General features: G+C 75.0%; 24 protein-coding genes. 5 read left to right on the forward strand and 19 right to left on the reverse strand.

The features are described 5' to 3' along the window. The first annotated feature begins 126 nt into the window (after positions 1–126). Positions 127–1,602, forward strand: a complete 1,476-nt coding sequence (gene xylB / locus J4G33_RS14240) for a xylulokinase (RefSeq protein WP_208056659.1) — start codon at positions 127–129, stop codon at positions 1,600–1,602. 95 nt (positions 1,603–1,697) lie between these two features. Here xylB and J4G33_RS14245 read toward each other — a convergent pair whose 3' ends face one another. The 4 genes from J4G33_RS14245 to nadC form a co-directional block, all read right to left on the reverse strand. Then, positions 1,698–2,027 (reverse strand): histone-like nucleoid-structuring protein Lsr2, encoded by a 330-nt coding sequence (locus J4G33_RS14245; RefSeq protein ID WP_208056660.1) that lies wholly within the window; start codon positions 2,025–2,027, stop codon positions 1,698–1,700. 193 nt (positions 2,028–2,220) lie between these two features. Next, a complete protein-coding gene (locus J4G33_RS14250) occupies positions 2,221–2,391 on the reverse strand; it encodes a hypothetical protein (RefSeq protein ID WP_208056661.1) in 171 nt (56 codons plus the stop codon). 30 nt (positions 2,392–2,421) lie between these two features. Then, positions 2,422–3,852, reverse strand: coding sequence for a lysine--tRNA ligase (gene lysS, locus J4G33_RS14255; RefSeq protein WP_243759172.1), 1,431 nt, complete (start codon positions 3,850–3,852; stop codon positions 2,422–2,424). 116 nt (positions 3,853–3,968) lie between these two features. Then, positions 3,969–4,889, reverse strand: a complete 921-nt coding sequence (gene nadC, locus J4G33_RS14260; RefSeq protein WP_307793915.1) for a carboxylating nicotinate-nucleotide diphosphorylase — start codon at positions 4,887–4,889, stop codon at positions 3,969–3,971. Positions 4,890–5,115: 226 nt separating this feature from the next. Between nadC and J4G33_RS14265 the strand changes: the two genes are divergently transcribed. The 3 genes from J4G33_RS14265 to J4G33_RS14275 are packed head-to-tail and all read left to right on the forward strand — an operon-like array spanning position 5,116 to position 7,442. After that, on the forward strand, positions 5,116–5,379 hold the full coding sequence (locus tag J4G33_RS14265) for a metal-sensitive transcriptional regulator (RefSeq protein ID WP_208056664.1): 264 nt from the start codon (positions 5,116–5,118) through the stop codon (positions 5,377–5,379). Positions 5,380–5,418: 39 nt separating this feature from the next. Further along, complete coding sequence (locus tag J4G33_RS14270; protein ID WP_208056665.1) at positions 5,419–7,101, forward strand: FAD-dependent oxidoreductase; 1,683 nt, start codon at positions 5,419–5,421, stop codon at positions 7,099–7,101. Beyond that, positions 7,098–7,442, forward strand: coding sequence for a rhodanese-like domain-containing protein (locus J4G33_RS14275; RefSeq protein WP_208056666.1), 345 nt, complete (start codon positions 7,098–7,100; stop codon positions 7,440–7,442). Before J4G33_RS14270 ends, J4G33_RS14275 begins: the two co-directional genes overlap by 4 nt. A gap of 52 nt (positions 7,443–7,494) precedes the next feature. Here J4G33_RS14275 and J4G33_RS14280 read toward each other — a convergent pair whose 3' ends face one another. The 15 genes from J4G33_RS14280 to dacB form a co-directional block, all read right to left on the reverse strand. Then, positions 7,495–9,177: an L-aspartate oxidase gene (locus J4G33_RS14280; RefSeq protein WP_307793916.1), complete on the reverse strand. Its 1,683-nt coding sequence runs from the start codon at positions 9,175–9,177 to the stop codon at positions 7,495–7,497. Further along, positions 9,174–9,614 carry an aspartate 1-decarboxylase gene (panD, locus tag J4G33_RS14285; RefSeq protein ID WP_208056667.1) on the reverse strand — a complete coding sequence of 147 codons (441 nt, stop codon included), beginning with the start codon at positions 9,612–9,614 and terminating at the stop codon, positions 9,174–9,176. The genes J4G33_RS14280 and panD overlap by 4 nt, the downstream gene beginning before the upstream one ends. Continuing rightward, positions 9,611–10,528 carry a pantoate--beta-alanine ligase gene (gene panC / locus J4G33_RS14290; protein WP_208056668.1) on the reverse strand — a complete coding sequence of 306 codons (918 nt, stop codon included), beginning with the start codon at positions 10,526–10,528 and terminating at the stop codon, positions 9,611–9,613. Before panC ends, panD begins: the two co-directional genes overlap by 4 nt. After that, the gene (locus J4G33_RS14295; protein ID WP_208056669.1) at positions 10,528–11,502 is read right to left on the reverse strand and encodes a Rossmann-like and DUF2520 domain-containing protein; all 975 of its coding nucleotides are present in this window, start codon (positions 11,500–11,502) and stop codon (positions 10,528–10,530) included. The genes panC and J4G33_RS14295 overlap by 1 nt, the downstream gene beginning before the upstream one ends. Next, positions 11,499–13,100, reverse strand: coding sequence for a PH domain-containing protein (locus J4G33_RS14300; RefSeq protein WP_307793917.1), 1,602 nt, complete (start codon positions 13,098–13,100; stop codon positions 11,499–11,501). The genes J4G33_RS14295 and J4G33_RS14300 overlap by 4 nt, the downstream gene beginning before the upstream one ends. Next, complete coding sequence (locus tag J4G33_RS14305; protein ID WP_372435070.1) at positions 13,097–13,609, reverse strand: PH domain-containing protein; 513 nt, start codon at positions 13,607–13,609, stop codon at positions 13,097–13,099. Before J4G33_RS14305 ends, J4G33_RS14300 begins: the two co-directional genes overlap by 4 nt. A gap of 8 nt (positions 13,610–13,617) precedes the next feature. After that, positions 13,618–14,103: a DUF3180 domain-containing protein gene (locus J4G33_RS14310; RefSeq protein WP_208056671.1), complete on the reverse strand. Its 486-nt coding sequence runs from the start codon at positions 14,101–14,103 to the stop codon at positions 13,618–13,620. Then, the gene (gene folK / locus J4G33_RS14315; RefSeq protein ID WP_208056672.1) at positions 14,103–15,419 is read right to left on the reverse strand and encodes a 2-amino-4-hydroxy-6-hydroxymethyldihydropteridine diphosphokinase; all 1,317 of its coding nucleotides are present in this window, start codon (positions 15,417–15,419) and stop codon (positions 14,103–14,105) included. Before folK ends, J4G33_RS14310 begins: the two co-directional genes overlap by 1 nt. Continuing rightward, positions 15,397–16,236 carry a dihydropteroate synthase gene (gene folP, locus J4G33_RS14320; protein ID WP_208056760.1) on the reverse strand — a complete coding sequence of 280 codons (840 nt, stop codon included), beginning with the start codon at positions 16,234–16,236 and terminating at the stop codon, positions 15,397–15,399. The genes folK and folP overlap by 23 nt, the downstream gene beginning before the upstream one ends. An 86-nt stretch (positions 16,237–16,322) precedes the next feature. After that, complete coding sequence (gene folE, locus J4G33_RS14325; RefSeq protein ID WP_208056761.1) at positions 16,323–16,919, reverse strand: GTP cyclohydrolase I FolE; 597 nt, start codon at positions 16,917–16,919, stop codon at positions 16,323–16,325. A 32-nt stretch (positions 16,920–16,951) separates the two neighbouring features. Continuing rightward, the gene (ftsH, locus tag J4G33_RS14330) at positions 16,952–18,976 is read right to left on the reverse strand and encodes an ATP-dependent zinc metalloprotease FtsH (RefSeq protein ID WP_208056673.1); all 2,025 of its coding nucleotides are present in this window, start codon (positions 18,974–18,976) and stop codon (positions 16,952–16,954) included. Positions 18,977–19,089: 113 nt separating this feature from the next. After that, positions 19,090–19,644: a hypoxanthine phosphoribosyltransferase gene (gene hpt / locus J4G33_RS14335; RefSeq protein ID WP_208056674.1), complete on the reverse strand. Its 555-nt coding sequence runs from the start codon at positions 19,642–19,644 to the stop codon at positions 19,090–19,092. A gap of 69 nt (positions 19,645–19,713) precedes the next feature. After that, positions 19,714–20,760 carry a tRNA lysidine(34) synthetase TilS gene (gene tilS, locus J4G33_RS14340; protein ID WP_208056675.1) on the reverse strand — a complete coding sequence of 349 codons (1,047 nt, stop codon included), beginning with the start codon at positions 20,758–20,760 and terminating at the stop codon, positions 19,714–19,716. A 12-nt stretch (positions 20,761–20,772) separates the two neighbouring features. After that, a complete protein-coding gene (locus J4G33_RS14345; RefSeq protein WP_208056676.1) occupies positions 20,773–21,966 on the reverse strand; it encodes an Rv3626c family coenzyme F420 biosynthesis-associated protein in 1,194 nt (397 codons plus the stop codon). Positions 21,967–22,013: 47 nt separating this feature from the next. After that, positions 22,014–23,438: a D-alanyl-D-alanine carboxypeptidase/D-alanyl-D-alanine endopeptidase gene (gene dacB / locus J4G33_RS14350; RefSeq protein WP_208056677.1), complete on the reverse strand. Its 1,425-nt coding sequence runs from the start codon at positions 23,436–23,438 to the stop codon at positions 22,014–22,016. A gap of 214 nt (positions 23,439–23,652) precedes the next feature. On the opposite strand from dacB, the gene J4G33_RS14355 reads away from it, so the two are divergent. Then, positions 23,653–24,150, forward strand: a complete 498-nt coding sequence (locus tag J4G33_RS14355) for an inorganic diphosphatase (protein WP_208056678.1) — start codon at positions 23,653–23,655, stop codon at positions 24,148–24,150. Positions 24,151–24,210: the final 60 nt, after the last annotated feature.

Genomic DNA, 24,210 nt, shown 5'->3' on the forward strand with positions numbered 1-24,210 from the left:
TGCGGGGGGGGGGGGGGGCCCCCCGGGGGGGCCCCCCCCCCCCCCGCAGCGTCCAGCCCGCCCGACCCTGGCCGGCGGGGCGCCCGCACGAGGCCCCGTCCCCCAGCCGTACTCCGAGGAGGAGCGATGGCGCTCGTCGCCGGGGTGGACTCGTCCACCCAGTCCTGCAAGGTCGTCATCCGCGACGCCGAGACCGGCGCCCTGGTCCGCTCGGGCCGTGCCAGTCACCCCGAGGGCACCGAGGTCCACCCGAAGCACTGGTGGACGGCCCTCGAGGAGGCCCTGGCCCAGGCCGGCGGGCTCGACGACGTCGCCGCCGTGGCTGTCGGCGGCCAGCAGCACGGCATGGTCGTGCTCGACGAGCAGGGCGAGGTGATCCGCCCGGCCCTGCTCTGGAACGACTCGCGCTCGGCCCCCGCGGCCCGCGACCTCATCGCCGAGCTGGGTGACCCGGTCACCGAGGACACCCCCCGCTCGGGGGACGGCGCCGCGGCCTGGGCCCAGGCCATCGGCTCGGTGCCGGTCGCGTCGATCACCGTCACCAAGCTCCGCTGGCTGCGCGACGCCGAGCCCGAGAACGCCGCCCGCGTCGCCGCCGTGGCCCTCCCGCACGACTGGCTGTCCTGGCGCCTCGCCGGGTACGGGCCGGGCAGCGACCTCACCACCCTCGCCACCGACCGGTCCGACGCCTCGGGCACCGGCTACTGGTCCCCCTTCACCGAGGACTACCGCCGCGACCTCCTGGTGCTGGGACTCGGGCACGACGCCGTGCTGCCGCGGGTCGTGGCCCCCTGGGAGGCCGCGCACGTGGTCGACCGTCCGGGTGGTCCCCTCCTCGTCGGCCCCGGCGCCGGGGACAACGCGGCCGCCGCCCTCGGGCTCGGCATGCGCAGCGGCGACGTCGCCCTGTCGATCGGCACCTCGGGGGTCGTCTCGGCCGTGGCCTCCGAACCGATCGCGGACCCCTCGGGCATGGTCACCGGGTTCGCCGACGCGACCGGCCGCTACCTGCCGCTGACCGCGACCCTCAACGCCTCCCGGGTGCTCGACGCCGCGGCTCGCATGCTCGGCGTCGACCACGCCGGCCTGAGCGCCCTCGCGCTCTCGGCCCCCGCCGGGGCCGAGGGGCTCGTCATGGTGCCCTACCTCGAGGGTGAGCGGACCCCCAACCGGCCCGAGGCCACCGGGGCCCTGCACGGCCTGCGCCTGGCCAACACGACCCCCGCCAACCTCGCCCGCGCCGCGGTCGAGGGCATGCTGTGCGGGCAGGCCGACGGCCTCGACGCGCTCCGCGCCCAGGGGGTGCCCGTCGAGCGGATCCAGCTCATCGGGGGCGGAGCCCAGTCCGAGGCGGTGCGGCGGATCGCGCCGAGCGTGCTGGGCCTGGACGTCTCGGTCCCCGCGCCGGGCGAGTACGTGGCCGACGGCGCCGCGCGCCAGGCGGCATGGGTGCTCGCGGCCCGCGCCTCGGGGGCGGGCGAGGGCTCGACGCACCCGGCGTGGGAGGCCACCTCCGTCGAGGTGCACCGGTCCCCCGCCGTGCCCGCCGTCCGCGAGCAGTACGCCGCCGTCCGCGAGCTCACGGGGGTCCGGCCGGCCTGAGACGGCAGGCTCTCGGCCACCGACGCACGAGGGCCCGGCAGCGCTGCTGCCGGGCCCTCGTCACGTCGTGGGGAGGGTGACCCGCCCCGCGCCGGTCAGCGGTTGTCGTACGCCGCCTTGACCTCGGCGGGGATACGGCCGCGGTCGTTGACCGTGAAGCCGTTGGAGCGCGCCCACTCGCGGATCGCGGTGCTGTCGCTGCTCGCACCAGAGCGGGGGGCGCTGGAACGACGGGCCGACTTGGTGCGACCGCCGACCTTGCGCGCGTGGCCGACCCAGGACGCGAAGGCCTCGCGAAGGGCGGAGGCGTTCTCGCTGCTGAGGTCGATCTCGTAGGAGACGCCGTCGAGCGCGAACGACACGGTCTCGTCCGCCGAGCCGCCGTCGAGGTCGTCGAGAAGGACGACCTGAACCTTCTGTGCCATGACATTCTTCTTTCGGCCGGAAATGTGCTGGTCGCCGGAAGACTACCCCGAGTTCTCACGGGATGCATTCGCCATCCCCGTGAGCGGTCGCATTCACCGGACCATCACATTGTTGCGACGATTCCGATACGCGGGCGTACGGGCATACGGGTCGCGCAGGAAGAGCCCTCGGGGCAGCTCCGGCAAAAGGCGTTCAGGGAGTGTTCTGCTCTGCGCGGGCGCGATCTTCCTCGGCATCCAGGCGCGCGAGGGCCATGCGCTCCCGACGGTCCGCGCGGATGATCGCGCGCATCGCGAACCAGAAGATCATGCCGACCCCCACCGAGGGGATCACGGCGCCGAGGGCCTGGAGAGCAGGGTGCATGACGCCGATCCTACGCCCGCCCCGGCACGGTCAGGAGATCGGCTTGACCAGGGGGAAGAGGATGGTCTCACGGATGTTCAGACCCGTCAGGGCCATCAGCAGCCGGTCGATGCCCATGCCCATGCCGCCCGCCGGCGGCATCGCGTGCTCCATGGCGGCGAGGAACTCCTCGTCGATGCGCATGGCCTCGTCGTCCCCGGCCGCCGCGAGCCGCGCCTGGGCCTCGAAGCGCTCGCGCTGGATCACCGGGTCGACGAGCTCGGAGTAGGCCGTCGCGGTCTCGACCCCCCGGATGTACAGGTCCCACTTCTCGACGACGCCCGGCTGCTCGCGGTGGTCACGGGTCAGCGGGCTCGTGTCGACCGGGAAGTCCCGCACGAAGGTCGGGGCGTGCAGGGCGTCCCCCACGTGGTGCTCCCACAGCTCCTCGACGAGCTTGCCGTGGGTCTGCTTGCGGGGGTCGATCTGCAGGTCGAACTGCTCGACCAGGGCCAGGAGCCGGTCGAGCGGGGTCTGCGGGGTGATCTCCTCGCCCAGGGCCTGCGACAAGGACGGGTACAGGTGCAGGGTCTGCCACTGCCCGCCGATCTCGTACTCGCTGCCGTCGGCGAGGGTCAGCGCCGTGGTGCCGAGGGCGTCCAGGGCAGCCGTCTGCACCAGGTCCTGGGTCAGGGCGGCCATGGTGTCGTAGTCGCCGTAGGCCTCGTAGGCCTCGAGGGTCGCGAACTCGGGAGAGTGCGTGGAGTCCGCCCCCTCGTTGCGGAAGCTGCGGTTGATCTCGAAGACCCGGTCCACGCCGCCGACGACGGCCTGCTTGAGGAACAGCTCGGGGGCGATCCGCAGGTAGACGTCGAGGTCGAAGGCGTTGATGTGGGTCGTGAACGGCCGGGCCGTGGCACCGCCCGGCTGGGTCTGCAGCATGGGGGTGTCGACCTCGACGTACTGGCGACGGTGGAAGTTCTCGCGCAGGGAGCGCAGCACGGCGGCGCGCAGGCGGACCATGTCCCGGGCCTGCGGGCGCACGATGAGGTCGACGTAGCGCTGGCGGACGCGGGCCTCCTCCGAGAGGTCCTTGTGCAGCACGGGCAGCGGGCGCAGGGCCTTGGCGGCCAGGCGCCAGTCGTCGACGAAGACGCTCAGCTCGCCGCGCCGGGAGCTGATGACCTTGCCGTGGGCGAAGAGGTGGTCGCCCAGGTCGACCTCGGCCTTGAACCGGTCGAGGGACTCCTGGCCGACGACGGCCTGGCTCAGCATGAGCTGGAGCCGGTTGCCCTCGCCGTCCTGCACCGTCGCGAAGCACAGCTTTCCCGTGTTGCGCTGGTAGACCACACGACCCGCGACGCCGACGAGGTCCTCGGTCTCCTCGCCGGCCTCGAGGTGCGCGTAGGACGCCCGGACCTCGGCCACCCCGTGGGTGACGGGGACCCCGACCGGGTAGGCCTCGCGCCCCTCGGCGAGCATGCGGTCCCGCTTCTCGCGCCGGACCCGGAGCTGCTCGGGAAGGTCCTCGCCCAGGGGCTCGGAACCGGTCTGCTGAGCGTCGGTCTGCGGGGCGTCGGGCTGCTCGGGCGTCGTGGTCACGCCCGCGATCCTACGAGGTCCAGGGCCAGGTCGAGGATCGGGCTCGAGTGGGTGAGGCCCCCCACCGAGAGGTGGTCGACGCCGGTCCCGGCCACCTCGACGGCCCGGTCCAGGGTCAGCGTGCCCGTGGCCTCGAGGAGCACGGGCCCGATCTCGGGCTCGCGCGCCCGGACAGCGGCGACGACCTCGCGCAGGAGCGGGGTCGCCATGTTGTCGAGCAGCAGGAAGCGGGCCCCCGCGTCGAGGGCCTCCATGGCCTGGGCGGCCGTGTCGGCCTCGACCTGGATCTCGACCTCGGGGAAGCGGGCCCGCACCGCGGCGACGGCCGCGGCCGTCCCCCCGGCGGCGGCGACGTGGTTGTCCTTGACCATGGCGACGTCGTAGAGCCCCATGCGCTTGTTCTCGCCACCCCCGCAGCGCACCGCGTACTTCTCCAGGGCTCGCAGCCCGGGGGTGGTCTTGCGGGTGTCGAGCACGGTCGCCCCCGTCCCGGCGAGGGCCTCGGCCCACCGACGGGCGTGGGTCGCGACCCCCGAGGCCCGGCTCGCGAGGTTGAGCAGGGTGCGCTCGGCGACGAGCAGCGCCTGGACGGGGCCCTCGAGCTCGGCCAGGACCTCCCCGCGCGCGACCGCGGCGCCGTCCCGGACCCGCATCCGGACCGTGGGGACAGGGACCCCGAGCCGCGCGGCCGTCTGGGCGAGCACCTCGGGCACGACGACGAGCCCGGCCACCACCCCGTCGGCCCGCGCGACGAGGTGGGCCAGCCCGCGCTGCTCGGCGGGGATGGTCGCCTGGGTGGTCACGTCCCGGCCGGGGGCCGCGCCGAGGTCCTCGTCGAGGGCACGGCTCACGAGCGCGGCGAGCCACGCCGGGTCGAGGGCGCCGACGGAGGGGTCTGGGGAGGAAGAGGTGCTCACCGCTCCACGGTAGCGAGGTGGGAGCACGGTCATCGCTCTCCGTCTCGGCCCGCCCGATACCCATGGGGGTATAGTGATCCTCGCGGACGAGGTCCCGAAGGGGCCGCAGCCCGCTGCGCACCGCGGGAAACCGTGCACCAAGCATGTCCGGCGGGATCGGCGCCTGGCGCGCCGCCGGGCAGGACGTCGTCACCCGACGAGATCACCGAGAGAAGGGCTGAGCAGCATGCAGCTCGAACCGACCGAGATGACCGCCGTGATCAACCGCCTGCGCCGCGCGCAGGGCCAGATCGGCGGCGTGCTCAAGATGCTCGAGACGGGCGCCGACTGCGCCGACGTCGTGACTCAGCTCTCGGCCGCCTCCAAGGCGCTGGACCGTGCCGGGTTCGCGATCATCGCGACCGGGCTCGAGCGCTGCATCGTCGAGGGCGGGGAGAACGCCGCGATCGACCGCGAGCGCCTGCAGAAGCTCTTCCTCTCCCTCGCCTGAGCGACACCCAGCACCCGCGAAGCACGAAGGAGGAGCTCCGTGAAGATCGTCGTCATCGGTGGCGTCGCCGGTGGGATGAGCGCGGCCGCCCGGGCCCGCCGTCTCGCGGAGGACGCCGAGATCGTCGTGCTCGAACGGGGCGAGTACGTCTCCTTCGCCAACTGCGGCCTGCCGTACCACGTCGGGGACGAGATCCCGGACCGGACGTCGCTGCTGCTGCAGACCCCGGAGTCCCTCGGCGCCTCCCTCGGCCTGGACGTGCGCACCGGCCACGAGGCCACCGCGATCGACCCGCGAGCCCGCACCGTGACGGTCCGCTCGGCCTCGGGCGACCAGACCCTCGGCTACGACGCCCTGGTGCTCGCCCCGGGCGCGACGGCCGTGCGACCCCCGGTCGACGGGCTCGACCTGCCCCAGGTGCAGACCCTGCGCACCGTGCCCGACGCCGACACGATGCGCGCGATGGTCGACGGGGGCGCACGCCGAGCCGTCGTCCTCGGCGCCGGGTTCATCGGGCTCGAGGCCGCCGAGGCCCTGCGTGGCCGCGGGCTCGAGGTCGACCTCGTCGACCTGGCCCCGCACGTGCTGCCACCCCTCGACGAGGACCTCGCCCGGCTGGTCGACGACGAGCTCGGAGCGCACGGGGTGCGCACCCACGTCGGGACCGCGGCCCAGGCGGTGACCGCGACCCCCGAGGCCGGGACCGCCGTCGAGGTGCGGCTCGACGACGGCTCGGTGCTGCCCGCCGACCTCGTCGTGCTCTCGGTCGGGGTCCGCCCCGACTCACGCCTGGCCGAGGCCGCGGGCCTCGAGCTGACCCCGCAGGGTGCCATCGTCGTCGACGCGACCCAGCAGACCTCGGACCCGCACGTGTGGGCCGTGGGGGACGCCACGGCCGTGCGCCACGAGGTGACCGGGGTGCTCGCCGCGGTGCCGCTCGCCGGCCCCGCGAACCGCCAGGGTCGCCGCGCCGCCGACGCGCTGCTGGGCCGGCTCACCCCCGAGCGGGCCGCGCGCGGGGTGCTCGGGACCGCCGTCGTGCGGGTCTTCGGGCTGACAGCGGCGATCACCGGGGCCTCGCAGCGCACCCTGCGCGACCTGGGGGTCGAGCACCACGTGGTGCACCTGCACCACGGCCACCACGCCGGGTACTTCCCGGGGGCCGAGCCGGTCCACATGACGGTCACCTTCGCCCCCGACGGTCGCCTGCTCGGCGCCCAGGCCGTGGGCCGGGCCGGGGTCGACAAGCGCATCGACGTGCTCGCCACGGCCCTCGCGGCCGGCATGACGATGGACGACGTCGCCGAGCTCGAGCTGGCCTACGCCCCGCCCTACGGCTCGGCCAAGGACCCGGTCACCATGGCGGGGTTCACCGCCCAGAACGTGCTGGACGGCACCCTGCGGCTCTGGTACCCACGGGACCTCGACGAGGTCCTCGCGCGAGCCCTGGTGCTCGACGTGCGCTCGGCTGCCGAGTTCGCCGACGGCCACCTGCCGGGGGCCCTCAACGTGCCGCACACCGCTCTGCGCTCGCGGCTCGCCGAGGTGCGCGAGGCCGCCGCAGGCCGTCCGGTGCGGGTGCACTGCGCGAGCGGGTTCCGCTCCTACCTGGCCCACCGGGTGCTCGACCAGGCCGGGTTCGACGTGGCCAACCTCTCAGGTGGCATGCTCACCCTGCGCGCCGCGCGCCCCGACCTCACCCTCGACCGAGGAGCAGCATGAACGACAACACCCTCCGCGAGATCGACGTCGCGACCCTGCGCGAGGTGCTCGAGCGCCACGCGACCGCCGCGCCCCCCGGGACCCCGGTGAGCGTCATCGACGTCCGCGAGGACCACGAGTACGCCACGGGGCACGTGCCGGGCGCCGTGAGCATCCCGCTCACCCAGTTCGTCGACCGGGTCGGCGAGGTCACCTCCCTGCCCGGCGAGGTCTACGTGATCTGCGAGTCGGGCGGACGCTCCGCCCAGGTCACGGCCTGGCTCTCCCAGCAGGGCCACGACGTGGCGAACGTCGCGGGCGGCACGGGGGCCTGGCGCGCCGCGGGCTACCCGGTCGAGTAGCCCGTCGAGCAGGGGGTCGAGCAGGCCGGCACGTCGCCCTCGGAGCGCGCGGTCACCCCACCGGTACGCGGCGGGTGGTGAGACGTCCGTCGGCGTCGAGCCGGGCGAGCAGGCGCTCGCGCCACGCGGGGTCCCGGACCGGGTGGTCCTCGCGGAAGTGCCCGCCGCGGCTCTCGGTGCGCTCGGCAGCGGCCGCGGTGAGCAGGGTCGTCACCTGGTGCAGGTTGGTGGTCTCCCACTCGGCGGTCTGCGGGGCGGCGACCACCCCGGGCTGCTCGTGGGCGCGGACGGGTATCCGGGCCAGGGCGGTCGCCGCCGAGGCGAGGCCCTCGGCGCTGCGGATCACCCCGGGGCCGCGCTGGGCGAGTCGCTGCAGCCGGGTGCGCGCCGTCGCCGCGACGAGGGCAGGCTCGCCGGCCCGCTCGACCGGCTCGTGCTGGACCAGACCGCCGTCGGCGACCCGCGCCGCGACGTCGTCGGCCGCGCGCCGCGCGAAGACCAGCCCCTCGAGCAGCGAGTTCGACGCGAGACGGTTCGCCCCGTGCACCCCCGTGCAGGCCACCTCCCCGACGGCGTACAGGCCCTCGACGCTCGACCGTCCCAGGAGGTCCGTCACCACACCCCCCGAGTGGTAGTGCTGCGCAGGGGCCACGGGTACCAGGTCGGTCGTGAGATCGATGCTCTCGGCCAGCAGCCGCTCGCCGATCGTCGGGAACCGCCGCCGCAGGAACTCCACGCCCAGGTGCCGGGCGTCGAGGTACACGTGGTCCGAGCCCGTCGCGGCCATGCGCCGGACGATGGCGTGGGCGACGACGTCCCGGGGGGCGAGCTCGGCCAGGGGGTGCACCTCGGGCATGAAGCGCACGCCCTCGGTGTCGAGCAGCATCGCGCCCTCGCCGCGCACCGCCTCGGAGATCAGCGCGAGCTGCCCCTTGACCCCGGCGCCGAGCCACAGCACGGTCGGGTGGAACTGCACGAACTCGACGTCGCCGACCTCGGCCCCCGCCCGCAGCGCCGCGGCGAGACCGTCCCCGGTCGCCTGCGCCGGGTTGGTCGAGGACGGGTACACCTGGCCGATGCCCCCCGTGGCGAGCACGACCGCCTTGCCGAGCACGGCCCCCACGCCGTCGCGGGTGCCCTCGCCGATGACGTGCAGGGTGACCCCGCACACGGGACCCGGCTCGCCGTCGGGCCCGGGGGCCGCCGTGAGCAGGTCCAGGACCAGGGCGTGCTCGATGACCTCGATGCCCGGGTCCTCCCGCACCGCGTCGAGCTGGGCCACCAGGGCCCGGGAGATCTCGGCCCCCGTGGCGTCCCCGCCCGCGTGGGCGATGCGGTCGGCGCCGTGCCCGCCCTCGCGGGTGAGGGACAGCGCGCCGTCGGCCCCGGTGTCGAAGTCCGCGCCCAGGGCCACGAGCTCACGCACCCGGGCCGGGCCCTCGGTCACGAGCACCTCGACGGCGGCGGGGTCGCACACCTCGGCCCCGGCCGTCAGGGTGTCGGTGAGGTGGGCCGCCGGGGAGTCCGCGGGGTCCAGGGCCGCCGCGATCCCGCCCTGCGCCCAGACGGTCGAGCCCGAGGCCAGTGCCCCCTTCGTCACGAGGAGCACCTTCGGGACCCGCGTGCGCAGGCGCAGGGCGGCGGTGAGCCCCGCGATGCCCGAGCCGACGACCACGGCGTCGGCCTCCGCGGTCCAGCCGGCCCCCGGGGCCGCAAGGCGACGGGCGAGCCTCACCGGCTCTCGGTCCAGGCGAGGGCCTGCGTCTCGAGCCCCGGGCCGGGGGGCGGGGTGCCCGGGTCCTCGCCGAGCTCGACGATGTGGTTCCGCTCGTCGACGTGGACCACGCGCGGGGAGTAGGTGCGGGCCTCGGCGTCGGGCATCGCGGCGTAGGCGATGAGGATGACGAGGTCGCCCGGGTCCACGAGGTGGGCCGCGGCCCCGTTGATGCACACCGTGCCCGACCCGCGCTCCCCCGCCAGGGCATAGGTGGTCAGCCGCGACCCGTTGGTGACGTCGACGATGTCGACCTGCTGCCCGGGCAGGATGTCCGCGGCCTCGAGCAGGGCCGTGTCGACCGTGACCGAGCCGACGTAGTGCAGGTCGGCCGCTGTCACGGTCGCGCGGTGGATCTTGCCGACCATCATGGTCCGCTGCCAGGTGCTGGCGCTCATCTCGTCCCCTCGCTCGTCCGGTCCTGCGACCGGCCCACGGTGACCCGTGCGTTGTCGATCAGCCGGGTGCCCCCGACCCGGGCCGCGAGCACGAGGACCGCCTCGCCCTCGTGGTCGGGCGCGACGTCCTCGGCGGTCACGGGGTCCACCAGGGCCACGTAGTCCACCGCGACGGCGGGCTGCGACCCGAGCACCCGCTCGGCCTCGGCACGGACGCCCTCGGCCCCTGCCCCGTCCCGCGCCAGGGTCGTGGCCCGGTCCAGTGCCTGGGACAACGTCAGCGCGGCCCCCCGGTGTTCCGGGCTGAGGTAGGCGTTGCGCGAGGACAGGGCCAGCCCGTCGGCGTCACGCACCGTGGGGCCTGCCACCACCTCGACGTCGACGTCGAGGTCGCGCACCATGCGGCGCACGGCGATGAGCTGCTGGGCGTCCTTCTGGCCGAAGAGGGCGACCTGGGGCCGCACGAGGTGCAACAGCTTGAGCACGACGGTGAGCATGCCGTCGAAGTGCCCCGGGCGGTGCGCCCCCTCGAGCCGCTCCCCCAGGCGCCCTGCCGCGACGCTCACGACGGGCTCGCCCTGCGGGTAGATCTCCTCGACGTCGGGGGCGAAGACCACGTCCACCCCGACCGTGCTCAGCAGGTCCAGGTCCCGCTCGAGGTCCCGCGGGTAGCGGTCGAGGTCCTCACCGGCGCCGAACTGGAGCGGGTTGACGAAGATCGTCACGACCACCTGGTCAGCGTGCTCACGGGCTGCCCGGACCAGGGAGAGGTGCCCCTCGTGCAGGGCCCCCATCGTCATGACCACGGCCCGACGACGACCGGGCGTGGTGGCGAGCAGCGCGGCGAGCTCGGCCCGGCTGCGTGCGAGCCGCGGGCGCGGGGCCGCGAGCGCCTGGGGGGCCTCGGTGCCCATCACTGCTCCTCGGGGTCGGTCGACCCAGGGTCGACGACCCCTGTGTCGGCGAGCGCGTCGAGCACCCGCTGCGTGGCGTCGGTCGTGATGCGGCCCCCCGCGAGGGCACGTCGGGCGGCGGCCTGCGCGAGCACGCGGTAGGTCGCGGCGAGGTCGGCCGCGGTCTCGTCACGGACCCCGAGCTCGGTGAGCCGCTCGAGGTGCGCGGTGACCGTCCCGGCGTCCCCCCGGACCACGGGACCGGTCAGGGAGGCGACCCCCGACCCGGCGTCGGCCGCGGTCGCGGCGGTGCGCACGGCGCTGTCGAGGGCCGCGGAGAGCAGCGGGCCGAGCACCCGGTCGGGCTGCTCCACCCCGGCCGCGGCGAGGGCCTGGGCAGCCTGGGCCACGAGGACCACCAGGTGGTTCGCACCGTGGGCGAGGGCCGCGTGGTAGAGCGGTCGAGCCTCCTCGCTGACGACGACGGGCTCGCCGCCGATCTCGACCACGAGGGCCTGGCCGATGGGCAGGACGGGGCCGGGCCCGGTCACCGCGAAGCTGCAGCCGACCAGGCGGCTCAGGTCGAGCGAGGTGCCGGTGAAGGTCATCGCAGGGTGGATCGCGAGGGGGATGGCACCGGCGGCCCGGGCCGGGGCGAGGACCTCGGTGCCCAGGGCACCCGCGGTGTGCACCACGATCTGCCCGGGCTGCCACGCCCCGAGCCGTGCGAGCCCCGCGACCAGGTCCGCCAGGGCGTCGTCGGGCACGGTGAGCAGGACGAGCTCGGCCCGCTCGACCACGGCAGGCACCTCGAGAGCCGGGACCCCCGGGAGCATCGTCTCGATGCGGTCGCGGCTCGCCGCCGAGATGCCGCTCGCTCCGACGACCACGTGCCCGGCCTGGCGCAGCGCGCTGCCCAGGACCGATCCGACCCGGCCCGCGCCGACCACCCCGACCCCGAGACGTCCCGCGGCCGGTGCTCCCCCGACGCTCACGACGGAGGCACCTGCTCGGGCCTCGCAGGCCCCTGGTGGGCGGGGGCCTGCTGCGCCGGGCCGGTGGGCTCCTGGTGAATGGGCTCCTGGCGGGAGGGCTCCTGGTACGAGGGCTCCTGGTGGGCCGCGACGCGGGGCACGGCCTCGAGCGGGACGCCGGCCTCGCGCGCGGCCTGGGCACGGGCGGCGTCGGCCTGGTCGCGCAGCTCGAGCATCCAGCGCTCGGGCCCCGCGGAGGCCCGCGCGGTGCGGGCCCGGGCGGCCTGCTCGAGCAGCAGCACCCCCGCGACCTCGCGGTCCAGGTGCGGCACGGTCGGGGTGACCGGGCCGGGGGTCGAGTGCAGGGCGAAGGAGCACAGGCCCAGACGGCGCTGCAGCGGTCCCTGGTTCAGACCGACCGACTGGGTGCGGGCGTGCGGCACGACGACCAGCCGGCGCACGAAGCGCCCGGTGCGTGCGAGCAGGGCCCGCTCGGTCAGCGCGTAGCCGGTACGGCGGAAGGACCACGGGTCGAGCCAGCGCGCGCGGCGCGGGCTCGTGACGAAGCCACGCTCCTGGCCCGACCCCGCGAGGGCCTCGTCGAGCAGGCCGCGGGCGTCCTCGGTGCCGAGGTCGGGCAGCACGAGCCAGAGGGCCAGCAGGGCCTCGTCGCGGTCCCCCACGGGCAGCAGCACGCTCTCGGTGGCCTGGTCGGTCACCCCGTAGCCCGCGACGTTGATCTGGACCCGCCACCAGTCCTTGCGGCGCCACAGCGGACCCTGGGTCAGCTCGACGGCCTGCACCCGACCGGGCGGGACGGTCTGCGCCCGGGACTCGAGCAGGCCGTGACGCAGCCGGATGCCGTCCGGGGACTGCGCCGCGCGGAAGTTGAACTCCCCCGCGAAGCGGGTCCACAGCATCGCGCCGACGCCGAGCATCACGGGCAGGGCGCCGACGATCACGCTCGCGGACCCGGCGGCGACCGCCGTGACCACGAGACCGATGACCACGACCACCCCGGCGATCATCGACCCCGACCGGACCAGGGAACCGACGAGGCGACCAGGGGTCACCGCGAGGACCTCGTTCTCCGGGGCTGCGGGGGCCTCGGGGTTCTCCTCGGTGCCGAAGCTCACCCCGGCCGCGCGGGCGAGGAGCTCGTTGCGCAGGCGCTGGGCGCCGTCCTCCTTGAGGAAGGCCAGGTGGACCGCGGAGTCCGCACCGCCCGCGACCTCGAGCTTGAGCTCGGCGAGCCCGAGGATGCGCGCCAGGACGGGCTGCACCACGTCGATGGCCTGGACGCGGTCGAGCCGCGCGCTGCGCTGCTGGCGGAAGAGGACTCCGGTCTGCAGGTACACGGCCTCGGCGTCGACCGCGTACCGGGTCATCCGCCAGGCGAGGTAGGAGTAGACGAACCCGATCAGGGTGATCCCGAGGATGGCGCCGACCAGGGGCATCCAGCCCAGGGAGTCCACGACGTCCTGGGCCTCGCGGACGTTGGAGGTCACCTGCTGGCCGACGATGAACAGCAGGACCACGAGGACCTTCCAGCCCTTGACCGCAGGGGTCACGGGGTGGACGCGGCTCCAGACGAGGTCCTCGTGGGCGGGCTGGCTCACAGCCCCGCCAGCTGGGCCTCGCCCCGGGCGGCGAGACGGTCGCGCAGCCGGGAGGCCTCCTCGGGGGGCAGGCCCGGGATGACGGCGTCGGAGGTCGGCGAGGCCGTGTGCAGCTGGACCTTGGCGATGCCCAGCTTGCGGTCCAGGGGCCCGGCCTGCACGTCGACGAACTGCATGCGCCCGTAGGGCACGACGACGATGGAGCGGAAGAGCACCCCGCGGCGGACCAGCAGGTCGTCGTCCCGCTCGGCGTAGCCCAGGGCCCGGACCTGACGGGGCACGACGACCACGACCCAGACCCCGACCGCGAGGACGGCCGCGGGGAGGGCCCAGAGCCAGGTGACCTCGGTGAGGACCGCGAGGACGACGCCCGCCGCGAGCGGCACGACCAGGGTGAGGGCCGCCGAGACCAGCCGAGCCGTCGTGAGGCGCGGGGACACCGGCTGCCAGGGCACCCCGGGCGGGTCGAAGGGGCCGGGCGCGACGCTGGGCTCACTCATGCGGGTCATCCTCCCACTCAGACGGGGTTCCCCGTGGCCTCGGCGTCCGCCGCTCCCGGGTCGTCCTCGTCACGCCGGATCTCGCACCACCGCTCGACCACGAGCCCCGCGACCACGAGGCCGACCGTCGCCAGGCCCGCGACCCCGGCAGACAGGGCGAGGTCGCGTCGCGCCTCGATGCCCAGGTCCCCCAGCGGCACGAGGGCGTGGGCCAGGTACCAGCCGGTCAGCAGGGCGCCGGTGTACGCCGAGGCGGTCGCGAGGACCACGGTGCGCGCCGCCAGCAGGGGGTCCAGACCGGGCTTCTCGCCGCGGGTGTACTGCCGTACCGACCACCCGAGCCGCAGCACCACCCCGGCGATGCCGAGCACCACCAGGACAGCCAGCAGCGGCACCGGCAGGAGGGTCCCGCCGCGGGACTCCACCACCCGCAGCACCGGGTGCACGACCGCGGTCACGGCCAGGGCGACGAGGGCGAGCCGTCGCACCGGGGTGCGTCGCATCAGGCGGGGCCCTCGGTGCCCCGCCACCAGTCCAGGGCCATCCAGCGGATGCCCTCGCGGTCGGGGGCGGTCTCGGCGAGGGCCGCCACGGGGCCGCCGCCCAGCCCGGGCAGCACGGCCTCGGGGTCCACCTCGGCCCACGGGACCAGGACGAAGGCCCGCTCGTGGGCGCGCGGGTGCGGGAGCTCGAGGTCGTCGGTCACGGCCATCGTCGAGCCGTGCAGCACGATGTCGACGTCGAGGGTGCGCGGGCCCCAGTGCTCCTCGCGGACCCGCCCGTGCGCGGCCTCGACGCCCTGGCAGGCGCGCAGCAGGCCCCGGGGGGACAGGGTGGTGACGCCGAGGACCACCGCGTTGAGGAAGTCGGGCTGCTCGGGCCCGCCGACCGCCGCCGTGCGGGCCAGCGGGGAGACCGCGGTCAGGTCGAGGCCGTCGACGTCGTCGAGGTCCCGGACCGCCTGGCGGAGGGTCTCCTGGCTCGCCCCGGTGTTCGACCCCAGGGCCAGGACCACCTCGACCGGCTCCTCGGGCTCGAGGTGGAGGCGGTCCGCGGGCTCGACCGCGAGGGGCACCGAGGCGAGGGCCGCCGTGACGGGAGGGGTCCCGGGGCCCACGCCGAGATCGGGGGCGAGGAGGCCCGCCGCGTGGTCGGGGGCGAGGGGCCCGGGGGCGAGAAGGTCGGGGGCCGGGGCGGCGGCTGGCGGTGCCACCTCGGGGACGAGCGCAGGGACCACGAGGTCCGCGACCGAGATCGTCTCGCCGGTCGCCTCGTCGTCGTCCTCCTCGGACGAGGCGAGCCAGGCCTCCTCGGCCTCGGCGGGTTCGGCCCAGCCGTCCTCGGCGGGGGTCGGCCAGAGCTCCTCGGGCGCCGCCTCGGCCGCCCCGGTGGTCACGACCATCACGGGCGGGGCGCTCACCACGGGCAGGTGGCTGCGATCCCGGTGGATCTCGACGGTGACGTCCGCGAAGGGCACCGGGATGGGGGCCTGGGGCTTGTGCAGGACGACGTCGACCGCGAGGACAGCAGGGTGGGTCAGGGCGACCGCGGCGATGCGCTCGGCGACGGTCTCGACGAGGTCGGCGGGCTCCCCGCCGAGCACGCCCACGACCTGCTCGGCCAGCACCCCGTAGTGCACCGTGAGGTCGAGCCGGTCCTCGGCCGCGGCGGGCCGGGTGTCCACGTGCAGCGCGACGTCCGCGACGAAGGTCTGCCCGTCGCGCCGCTCGTGCTCGAGGACCCCGTGGTGGCCGGTGGCCGCGAGGCCGGTCAGCCGGATCCGGTCGTGGGGGTGGTCATCGGTCCGCGGCTCGTGCACCGTGGTCTCCTTCACTCGTCCCCTGCGCGGTCGTCCAAGCAGCAGCCACCCGGACGGCGTCCGCCGAGCCTGCCACGTCGTGCGCCCGGACGCACCAGGCTCCGGCGGCCGCGGCGAGGGCGCTGACCGCCGCCGTCGCCCGGTCTCGCTCGCCGGGCGGGGCGGGCGACCCGTCGGGCCCCGCCAGCAGGTGGCCCAGGAACCGCTTGCGCGAGGCACCCACCAGGAGCGGGCGGCCGATCGAGCGCAGCGCGTCGAGATGGGCCAGCAGGGGCCAGTTGTCCCGGCCGGGCTTGGCGAAGCCGAGGCCCGGGTCCAGGACGACCTGGGCGGGGTCCACCCCCGCGGCGACGAGGTCGTCCAGGCGAGCTGCCAGCTCGGCCCGCACGTCCTGCACGACGTCGCCGTAGGTCGCCAGGGCGTCCATGACGTCGGCGTGACCCCGCCAGTGCATCGCGACGTAGACGACCCCCGTCTCGGCGACGACCCGGGCCATGCCCTCGTCGGCCAGGCCGCCCGAGACGTCGTTGACGACCAGGGCGCCGGCCTCGACGGCCTCGGCCGCGACCTGGGCGCGCGTGGTGTCGATGCTGACCACGGCCCCGGCGGCGCACAGCTCGCGGATCACGGGCAGCACGCGGCGGCGCTCCTCGTCGACGTCGACCCGCAGGGCACCGGGCCGGGTGGACTCACCGCCCACGTCGAGCAGGTCGGCACCGTCGGCCAGGAGCCGGCGACCGTGCTCGACCGCCGCGGCCGGCTCGAACCAGGCACCGCCGTCGCTGAAGGAGTCCGGGGTCACGTTGACGACCCCCATGACCAGGGTCCGCTCGATCCCGGCGAGGGCCGCGGGCAGCGGCGCGGGGTGGCGGTCGGACGTCACGGGACCACCCTAGGGCCGGGTCAGCGCCCGAGGACCAGGCTCATGGCCTCGGCCCGGGTCGCGACGTCGCGCATCTGGCCCCGGACGGCCGAGGTGACCGTGCGCGAGCCGGGCTTGCGCACCCCACGCATCGACATGCACAGGTGCTCGCACTCGACGACCACCAGCACCCCGCGGGGGGCGAGGACCTCGACCAGGGCGTCGGCCACCTGGGTGGTGAGCCGCTCCTGGACCTGGGGCCGTCGGGCGTAGAGGTCCACCAGGCGCGCGATCTTCGAGAGCCCCGTGATCCGCCCGTCGGCCCCGGGGATGTACCCCACGTGCGCGACGCCGTGGAAGGGCACCAGGTGGTGCTCGCAGGTCGAGTACACCGCGATGTCCTTGACCAGGATCATCTCCTCGTGCCCGAGGTCGAAGGTGGTCGAGAGCACCTCGCGCGGGTCCTGGTACAGCCCGGCGAAGGTCTCGGCGTAGGCCCGCGCCACCCGGGCGGGGGTCTCCTGCAGCCCGTCGCGGTCCGGGTCCTCGCCGACCGCGAGGAGCAGCTCGCGCACCGCGCGCTCCGCCCTCTCGGCGTCGTACGGGAGCTGAGGAGCGCCGGGAGCCTCCCCGGGCAGCGAGACCTCGTCGGCCGTGTGCGCCACGGTCCTCAGCGCCCCGGGTCCACGGTGCCGCCGGGGGGCACCTCGCCGATCGGCCGCGCGGGGTGCTCGTCCTTGGCGGCCGCGGCCTCGTCCTGGGGGACGACCGGGGCACCGTTGGCTGCGGCGCGCTCACGCGGGCTCTGCACCGGGGGCAGCGGCGAGACGGAGCGCCCCGGGCCCGAGATCCACACGTCCCGGGGTTCGCGCTTGACCACGGCCTCGAAGACCTCGGCGATCTCGGCCTGGTTGAGGGTCTCGCGCTCGAGGAGCTCGAGGACCAGCGCGTCCAGGACGTCACGGTAGGCGTTGAGGATCTCGTAGGCCTCGTCGTGGGCGAAGTCCATCAGGCGCCGCACCTCGACGTCGACCACCCCGGCGACCTGCTCGGAGTAGTCGCGGCCGTGGCCCATGTCGCGGCCCATGAAGACCTCGCCGCTGTCCTGGCCCAGCTTGACCGCGCCGACCTTCTCGCTCATGCCGTACTGGGTGACCATCTTGCGGGCGATCGCCGTGGCCTTCTCGATGTCGTTGGACGCCCCCGTGGTGGGGTCGTGGAAGACGATCTCCTCGGCGACCCGGCCACCCATCGCGTAGGCGAGCTGGTCCAGGAGCTCGTTGCGGGTGGTCGAGTACTTGTCCTCGGCGGGCATCACCATCGTGTAGCCCAGGGCACGGCCGCGGGGAAGGATCGTGACCTTGGTGACCGGGTCGGTGTAGCGCAGGGCCGCGGCCACCAGGGCGTGACCACCCTCGTGGTACGCCGTGATCTTCTTCTCCTTCTCGTTCATCAGCCGGGTCCGCTTCTGCGGGCCGGCGATGACGCGGTCGATCGCCTCGTCGAGCTCGTGGTTGCCCACGACCTGCCCGTTGGTGCGCGCGGTGAGCAGCGCTGCCTCGTTGAGCACGTTCGCGAGGTCCGCCCCCGTGAAGCCCGGCGTGCGCTTGGCGACCGCGTGCAGGTCGACGTCGGGGGCCATGGGCTTGCCCTGGGAGTGCACCCGCAGGATCTGCTCGCGGCCCTTGAGGTCCGGGGCGTCCACGGTCACCTGGCGGTCGAAGCGCCCGGGGCGCAGCAGGGCCGGGTCGAGGATGTCGGGGCGGTTGGTCGCCGCGATGAGGATGACGTTGGCGGTCGCGTCGAAGCCGTCCATCTCGACCAGCATCTGGTTGAGGGTCTGCTCGCGCTCGTCGTGCCCGCCGCCCATGCCGGCGCCGCGGTGCCGGCCGACGGCGTCGATCTCGTCGATGAAGATGATGGCGGGCGAGTTCTCCTTGGCCTGCGTGAAGAGGTCACGCACACGGCTGGCGCCCACGCCGACGAACATCTCGACGAAGTCCGAGCCCGAGATCGAGTAGAACGGCACCCCTGCCTCGCCGGCGACGGCACGGGCCAGCAGGGTCTTGCCGGTACCCGGCTGGCCGTAGAGCAGCACGCCCTTGGGAATCTTCGCGCCCACGGCCTGGAACTTGGTCGGGTCGGAGAGGAACTCCTTGATCTCCTGGAGCTCCTCGACCGCCTCGTCGACCCCGGCCACGTCGGCGAAGCTGACCTGCGGCGTCTCCTTCGAGACGAGCTTGGCCTTGGACTTGCCGAACTGCATGACGCGCGAGCCGCCGCCCTGCATGCGGGACATGATGAACCAGAACAGGGCGATGAGGATGATCAGCGGGAGCATCAGCCCGAGCAGGCTGGCCCACCACGAGGTCTGCGGGACCTCGGAGTTGTAGCCACCCTCGAGGTCCGCCCCGACGACCGCGTCGACCACGTCGGGCCCCTGCGGGGCCACGTAGTAGAACTGGACGTTGCGGCCGGAGTCCCCGAAGTCCTCGGTGAGGGTGAGGTCGACCCGCTGCTGACCGTCGGTGATCAGGGCCTGCTCGACCGTGTCCCCCGCGAGCAGCTCGAGGCCCTCGGAGGTGTCGATCCGCTGGACCCCCTCGGACATGAAGGAGGCCGCGGCCACCCAGAGGATGGTCACCGCCAGCACGATCCACAGCACGGGACCACGGGTGAGGCGCTTGAGGTTCATGGGCGACGGGGCAGAGCCCTATCCCTCCTGATCGCGGGGCAGTCTGGCGAGCACGTTACCCCGTGGACCTGGGGATCCTGGCCGCTGTTCGCCCAGGGCAGGACGGGCGGGGCTCAGTCGCCGTAGACGTGCGGGGCGAGGGTCCCGACGAAGGGCAGGTTGCGGTACTTCTCGGCGTAGTCCAGGCCGTAGCCCACGACGAAGTCGGTCGGGATGTCGAAGCCCACGTAGCGCACGTCCACCTCGACCTTGGCCGCCTCCGGCTTGCGCAGCATGGTGGCGATCTCGACCGAGGCCGGGCCACGCGAGCGCAGGTTCGCGAGCAACCAGGAGAGGGTCAGGCCCGAGTCGATGATGTCCTCGACGATCAGCACGTCGCGGCCGGTCAGGTCGGCGTCGAGGTCCTTGAGGATCCGCACGACTCCCGAGGACGTCGTCCCCGCGCCGTAGGAGGAGACCGCCATCCAGTCCATCTCGACCGAGGAGTGCAGGCGACGCGAGAGGTCGGCCATGACCATCACCGCACCCTTGAGGACCCCCACCAGCAGGAGGTCCCGCCCGGCGTAGTCGGCGTCGATCTGAGCGGCGATCTCGTCGAGACGGGCTCCGAGCTGCTCCTCGCTCAGGAGCACCCGCTCGAGGTCGTCACCCATGTCCGCTGGATCCACCGGTCGCTGCTCCTCGTCCTGGCCTGCTGGCGGCGGCGCGTGGTGACGCCCCGCCGATGACGGTCCTGCCTAGCCCGGGCGTGCGGGCCCGGTGACGGTCAGCCTGCCACACCGGCGCCGTGCCTCGCCCCCTCCGGGCAGAGCGACTGGGCCCTGGCCGCGCCAGGCCACCACGAGGGCCTCGACCGCGAGCACGTGGACCCGGTGCAGGGACCCCGCAGGCACCCCCGCCTCGAGGCAGGCGACCCGCAGTACGCGGCGGCGCAGCGCGGCCGGGGCACGCAGGAGCACCTCCGGGTCCAGGCCTGCCGCACCCCCGTGGCCCCCGTGGGCCCCGTCGCCGCAGGCCTGGTCCACGCGGGCCTCGTCGACGCGGGCCTCGTCGAGGAGGGCGTGCGCCGCGGCGTCGAGATGGTCGGCGTCCTCGCGGAGCTGGTCGGCGGTGCGGGCCAGGGCCTCGGTGACGCCCGGGCCGAGCACCTCCTCGAGCAGCGGGAGCACCCGGTGCCGCACCTCGCTGCGCCGCGGGGCGCCGGGACCGGACTGGTTGGTCGGGTCGTGCCAGACCGCGAGCCCCTGGGCCGCGCACGCCCGCTCGGTGTCCACGCGCCGCAGGTCGAGCAGCGGACGGCGCAGCACCCCTCGTCGCGCGGGCATCCCGGCGAGGGAACGCGCACCGGACCCCCGGGCGAGGGCGAGGAGGACCGTCTCGGCCTGGTCGTCCCGGGTGTGACCGAGGAGCACGGCGGCGGCGCCGTGGGCCCGGGCGCTGTCCTCGAGGGCCGCGTACCTCGCTGTGCGCGCAGCGGCCTCGGGGCCGCCCGCAGCGACGACCAGGACGCGCACGACGTCGACCGGCCCCAGGCCGAGCTCACGGCAGGTCAGCGCGGCCCGCTCGGCGACCTCCTCGCTGCCCTGCTGGAGCCCGTGGTCGACCACGACGGCACCCACGCGCAGCCCTCCCCGCGGGCCCACGAAGGCCGCCCCGGCCGCGAGGGCCGTCGAGTCCGCCCCGCCAGAGCACGCGACCAGGACGAGACTGCCGCGGGGCAGGTCGGCGAGGGCCGCACGGACCGCGCCCCGGACCGCGGCGACCGCGGGATCAGGCCCGGTCACGACGAGCCTGGGTCACCCGTGCACCCGCCGGACCCAGGCGCTCGGGTCGACGACCTCGCGGGCCGTGGGCAGCCCCTCGGGCCCGGCCCAGGCTGCGTCGAGGGCGTCGCGCCCGGCCGCTCGACGCACGCCCCGCACGAAGGCGGCGCCGCGGCGGTACTGGGCGAGCTTGGCGTCCATGCCCACGAGCCGACGCAACCAGCGGTCGACGCCGGTCGCGGTCCGCCGTCGGGCCTCCATCCGGGCCCGCAGCCGCCGCACGGTCGGGATCCACCGTCGGCCCACGGCGTCCATCGTGACGTCGGCATGGCCCTCGAGCAGGGACATGACGGCCGTGACCTGCGCGACGCGGTCCCGCTGGGCCTCGTCGAGCACGAGGTCGAGCATGCTCCAGTCCTCGGGGTCCTCGGCCCCGGTGCGCAACGCCCGCAGGCCTCGCGCGACGGCCATGGCGAGGTCCTGGCCGGCCGAGCTCCCGGCCACCTCCTCGGCGAGGGCAGCGATCTCGCGGCGCAGGTGGTCGACCAGCCAGGGGGCTGCGGCGAACTGCAGCGCGTGGGTCTGCTCGTGCACGCAGACCCAGAGCCGGAAGTCGGCCCGGTCGGCCGCGAGGGCGCGTTCGGTGCGCAGCACGTTGGGGGCCACCAGGAGCAGCCGACCGGCCGGACCCGCGGCCGGGGCGAACGGGTCGAACTGCCCCAGCACGCGTCCTGCGAGGAGCCCGAGCAGGCCCGCGGCCTGGGCCGTGACGGGCACCGCCCTGGCCCCCGCGATCGCGCGCCCCAGGCCGCGCGAGGCGCCGGGCTGGTCCGGGACGGGCAGCCCGTCGGCCGGGTCCGTCGCGTCGGTCCCGGTACCGGGGTGCCCCTGGCTCGGGGCGGTGAGCCCGGCGAAGGACTGCGCCGCCGCCCGGGACCAGCCAGCCCGGTCCACCACGAGGACCCGGGCGCGGGACTCGGTCGCCCCGACCCTCTCGAGGGCGGTCCCGAGCCGGGAGGCCTGGAGGGCGAGGGGCCGCGCGAGCCCGGCGCTGGCGTGCAGGTCGGCCACGAGGGCCTCGAGCTCTCCGCGGGACGGGGTGGGCCCCGGGGACGCGAGACGACCACCCCACCGGCCGGCGACCTCCCAGTCGAGCTCGAGGCGCGGCGGCGCAGCCGGGTCGGCGTCACCCCGACCGGCCGACGCAGAACCGCTCGCGGAGGTCATCCGCTCACGGTAGCCGTGCGGCGCACCCCGGGCTGCTCAGGCCGGGGTCACCGGGGCAGGTCGCAGCCGCACCCCGCGAGCTGCTGGACGAAGGTGTCGATCACACGGCGCGGACCGAGCTGACCTCCCGGCGGGGTGTCGTCGGCGATCACCGCGAAGACCAGCGAGCGGCCCGACGGCGTCACCACGGTCCCGGCGAGGGAGGTCACCCCGGGAAGGCTCCCGGTCTTGGCTCGGACCAGCCCCCGGGCCGGTGACTGGCCGAGCCGGTCTTCGAGGGTGCCCTGCCAGCCGGCGACGGGCAGGTCGACCGCCGCAGGCAGGAGGGCCGCGTTCTGCGGGTCGGCCGCGTGCAGCACGAGGTCCACCAGGAGCGCCGGGGACAGCAGCGACCCGTCGGCCAGCCCGCTCGTGTCCGCCAGCGCGGCTCCGTCGGTGTCGAGCCCGAGCCGCCCGAGCTCGGCGAGCACGGCCCGGGTGGCCCCCTGGAAGCTCCCGGGCAGCCCTCGCTCGACGGCCACCATCCGGCCGAGGACCTCGGTCACCGTGTTGTCGGAGGTGTGCAGCGCGTACCGGACGACCTCGCGCAGGGGGGCCGACTCGACCGTGCCGACCGTGCGCGCCCCGGCGGGGGCCACCTCGCGCCCGACCGACCCGGTGACGACGACACCCTGCTCACGCAGGAGGCCGGCGAGGGTCTCCCCCGCGTGCAGCGACGGATCGGCGTGCCGCGGCGGGTACGGCTCGTCCCTGGTCTTGGCGATGTTGACCGCGAGAGCGGTCACCGGGGCGACGAAGCCGAGGCTGATCACGTCCTCGCCCCAGCCGGGCGCGGCCTGCGGGCCCGAGAACAGCGTGTCGTCGACGCCGAGGGTGACCTCGGTGACGCCGGCGAGCCGTAGCTGGCGGGCCACCTCGGCGGCGAGGTCGGCGAGGCCCGCGCGGCCGTTGGTGGCCTCGGGGTCCCCCGCGCCGGCGGCGAGCATGACGTCCCCGCCTCCTACCAGCACGAGCCTGCCGCCCGGGCCCTGCACCACGGAGGTGGTCAGCGTCGCGTCGGGGCCCAGGGCGCTGAGGACGGCCGCACCGGTGGCGACCTTCGCGGTCGACGCCGGGACGTGAGGCTGGTCGCCGTCGAGGTCCACGAGCACCTCACCGGTGAGCTGGTCGGCCACGACGATGCCGACGGAGTCACCCATCCAGACGTGGTCGGCGGCGGCCTCGGCGAGGGCCGTGAGCTCGGCGGCGTCGGGCACCGGGGCCGAGGGGTCCGCCTCGCTCAGGACCGGCTCGAGCTCGGGGGCCTCGACGGCCCCGGGAATCGTCGGGAAGGGCTGCGGCGGGTCCGGCACGGGCTCGAGGGTCAGGAACCCCGGGACCAGGTCGTAGGCGTCAGCCGCGACGTAGCCCCCGGCGCCGAGCACCAGGACGCCCGTGACGACCCCCGCCGCGAGCGCTGCACGCCGTGCCATCGGTCCTCCCTCTCACCCCTCGCCCCGGGTGGGACCGGGTCAGACTATTCTCCGGGTCGACGCGCATCGCGCCGACCCGCTGGGTGCGGGACCATGGTCCCGCCTGGCGTAACGTCACCCTTGCCCGCGCGCGGCCCCGCGCACGTGCTCCCGCACCGAACCGCCCGACCGACCGCCTCGTCCAGGCCCGGTGGTCGGCCACGAAGGAGAACCTGTGGAGTTCGACGTCACGATCGAGATCCCCAAGGGCCAGCGCAACAAGTACGAGGTCGACCACGAGACCGGTCGTATCCGTCTGGACCGCATGCTCTTCACCTCGACGCGGTACCCCGACGACTACGGGTTCATCGACGGGACCCTGGGCGAGGACGGCGACCCGCTCGACGCCCTGGTGCTGCTCGAGGAGCCGACCTTCCCGGGGTGCCTGATCCGTTGCCGTGCCCTGGGCATGTTCCGCATGCGCGACGAGGCCGGCGGCGACGACAAGGTGCTGTGCGTCCCGACGGGCGACCAGCGCGCCTCGTGGCGTCAGGACATCGACGACGTCAGCGAGTTCCACCGCCTCGAGATCCAGCACTTCTTCGAGGTCTACAAGGACCTCGAGCCGGGCAAGTCCGTCGAGGGCGCGCACTGGGTGGACCGCGCCGCGGCCGAGGCCGAGATCGAGCGCTCGCGTCAGCGTGCGATCGACGGGGGCCACCACTCGATCTGAGCCGCACCGCCTGGGCGGTGTCGCGACCGTGCCCCGTCGGGCCCCTCAGGGGGACCGGCG

Source organism: Actinotalea soli (assembly GCF_017565425.1).
Lineage (GTDB): Bacteria > Actinomycetota > Actinomycetes > Actinomycetales > Cellulomonadaceae > Actinotalea > Actinotalea soli.

What these genes read in the sequence shown, in the direction of transcription:
- xylB (WP_208056659.1), top strand. Translation starts at nt 127, where the DNA reads ATGGCGCTCGTCGCCGGGGTGGACTCGTCCACCCAGTCCTGCAAGGTC.
- J4G33_RS14245 (WP_208056660.1), bottom strand. Translation starts at nt 2,027, where the DNA reads ATGGCACAGAAGGTTCAGGTCGTCCTTCTCGACGACCTCGACGGCGGC.
- J4G33_RS14250 (WP_208056661.1), bottom strand. Translation starts at nt 2,391, where the DNA reads ATGCACCCTGCTCTCCAGGCCCTCGGCGCCGTGATCCCCTCGGTGGGG.
- lysS (WP_243759172.1), bottom strand. Translation starts at nt 3,852, where the DNA reads ATGCTCGCCGAGGGGCGCGAGGCCTACCCGGTCGGGGTCCCCGTCACC.
- J4G33_RS14265 (WP_208056664.1), top strand. Translation starts at nt 5,116, where the DNA reads ATGCAGCTCGAACCGACCGAGATGACCGCCGTGATCAACCGCCTGCGC.
- J4G33_RS14275 (WP_208056666.1), top strand. Translation starts at nt 7,098, where the DNA reads ATGAACGACAACACCCTCCGCGAGATCGACGTCGCGACCCTGCGCGAG.
- panD (WP_208056667.1), bottom strand. Translation starts at nt 9,614, where the DNA reads ATGAGCGCCAGCACCTGGCAGCGGACCATGATGGTCGGCAAGATCCAC.
- panC (WP_208056668.1), bottom strand. Translation starts at nt 10,528, where the DNA reads ATGGGCACCGAGGCCCCCCAGGCGCTCGCGGCCCCGCGCCCGCGGCTC.
- J4G33_RS14305 (WP_372435070.1), bottom strand. Translation starts at nt 13,609, where the DNA reads ATGACCCGCATGAGTGAGCCCAGCGTCGCGCCCGGCCCCTTCGACCCG.
- J4G33_RS14310 (WP_208056671.1), bottom strand. Translation starts at nt 14,103, where the DNA reads ATGCGACGCACCCCGGTGCGACGGCTCGCCCTCGTCGCCCTGGCCGTG.
- folP (WP_208056760.1), bottom strand. Translation starts at nt 16,236, where the DNA reads ATGGGGGTCGTCAACGTGACCCCGGACTCCTTCAGCGACGGCGGTGCC.
- ftsH (WP_208056673.1), bottom strand. Translation starts at nt 18,976, where the DNA reads ATGAACCTCAAGCGCCTCACCCGTGGTCCCGTGCTGTGGATCGTGCTG.
- J4G33_RS14345 (WP_208056676.1), bottom strand. Translation starts at nt 21,966, where the DNA reads ATGACCTCCGCGAGCGGTTCTGCGTCGGCCGGTCGGGGTGACGCCGAC.
- dacB (WP_208056677.1), bottom strand. Translation starts at nt 23,438, where the DNA reads ATGGCACGGCGTGCAGCGCTCGCGGCGGGGGTCGTCACGGGCGTCCTG.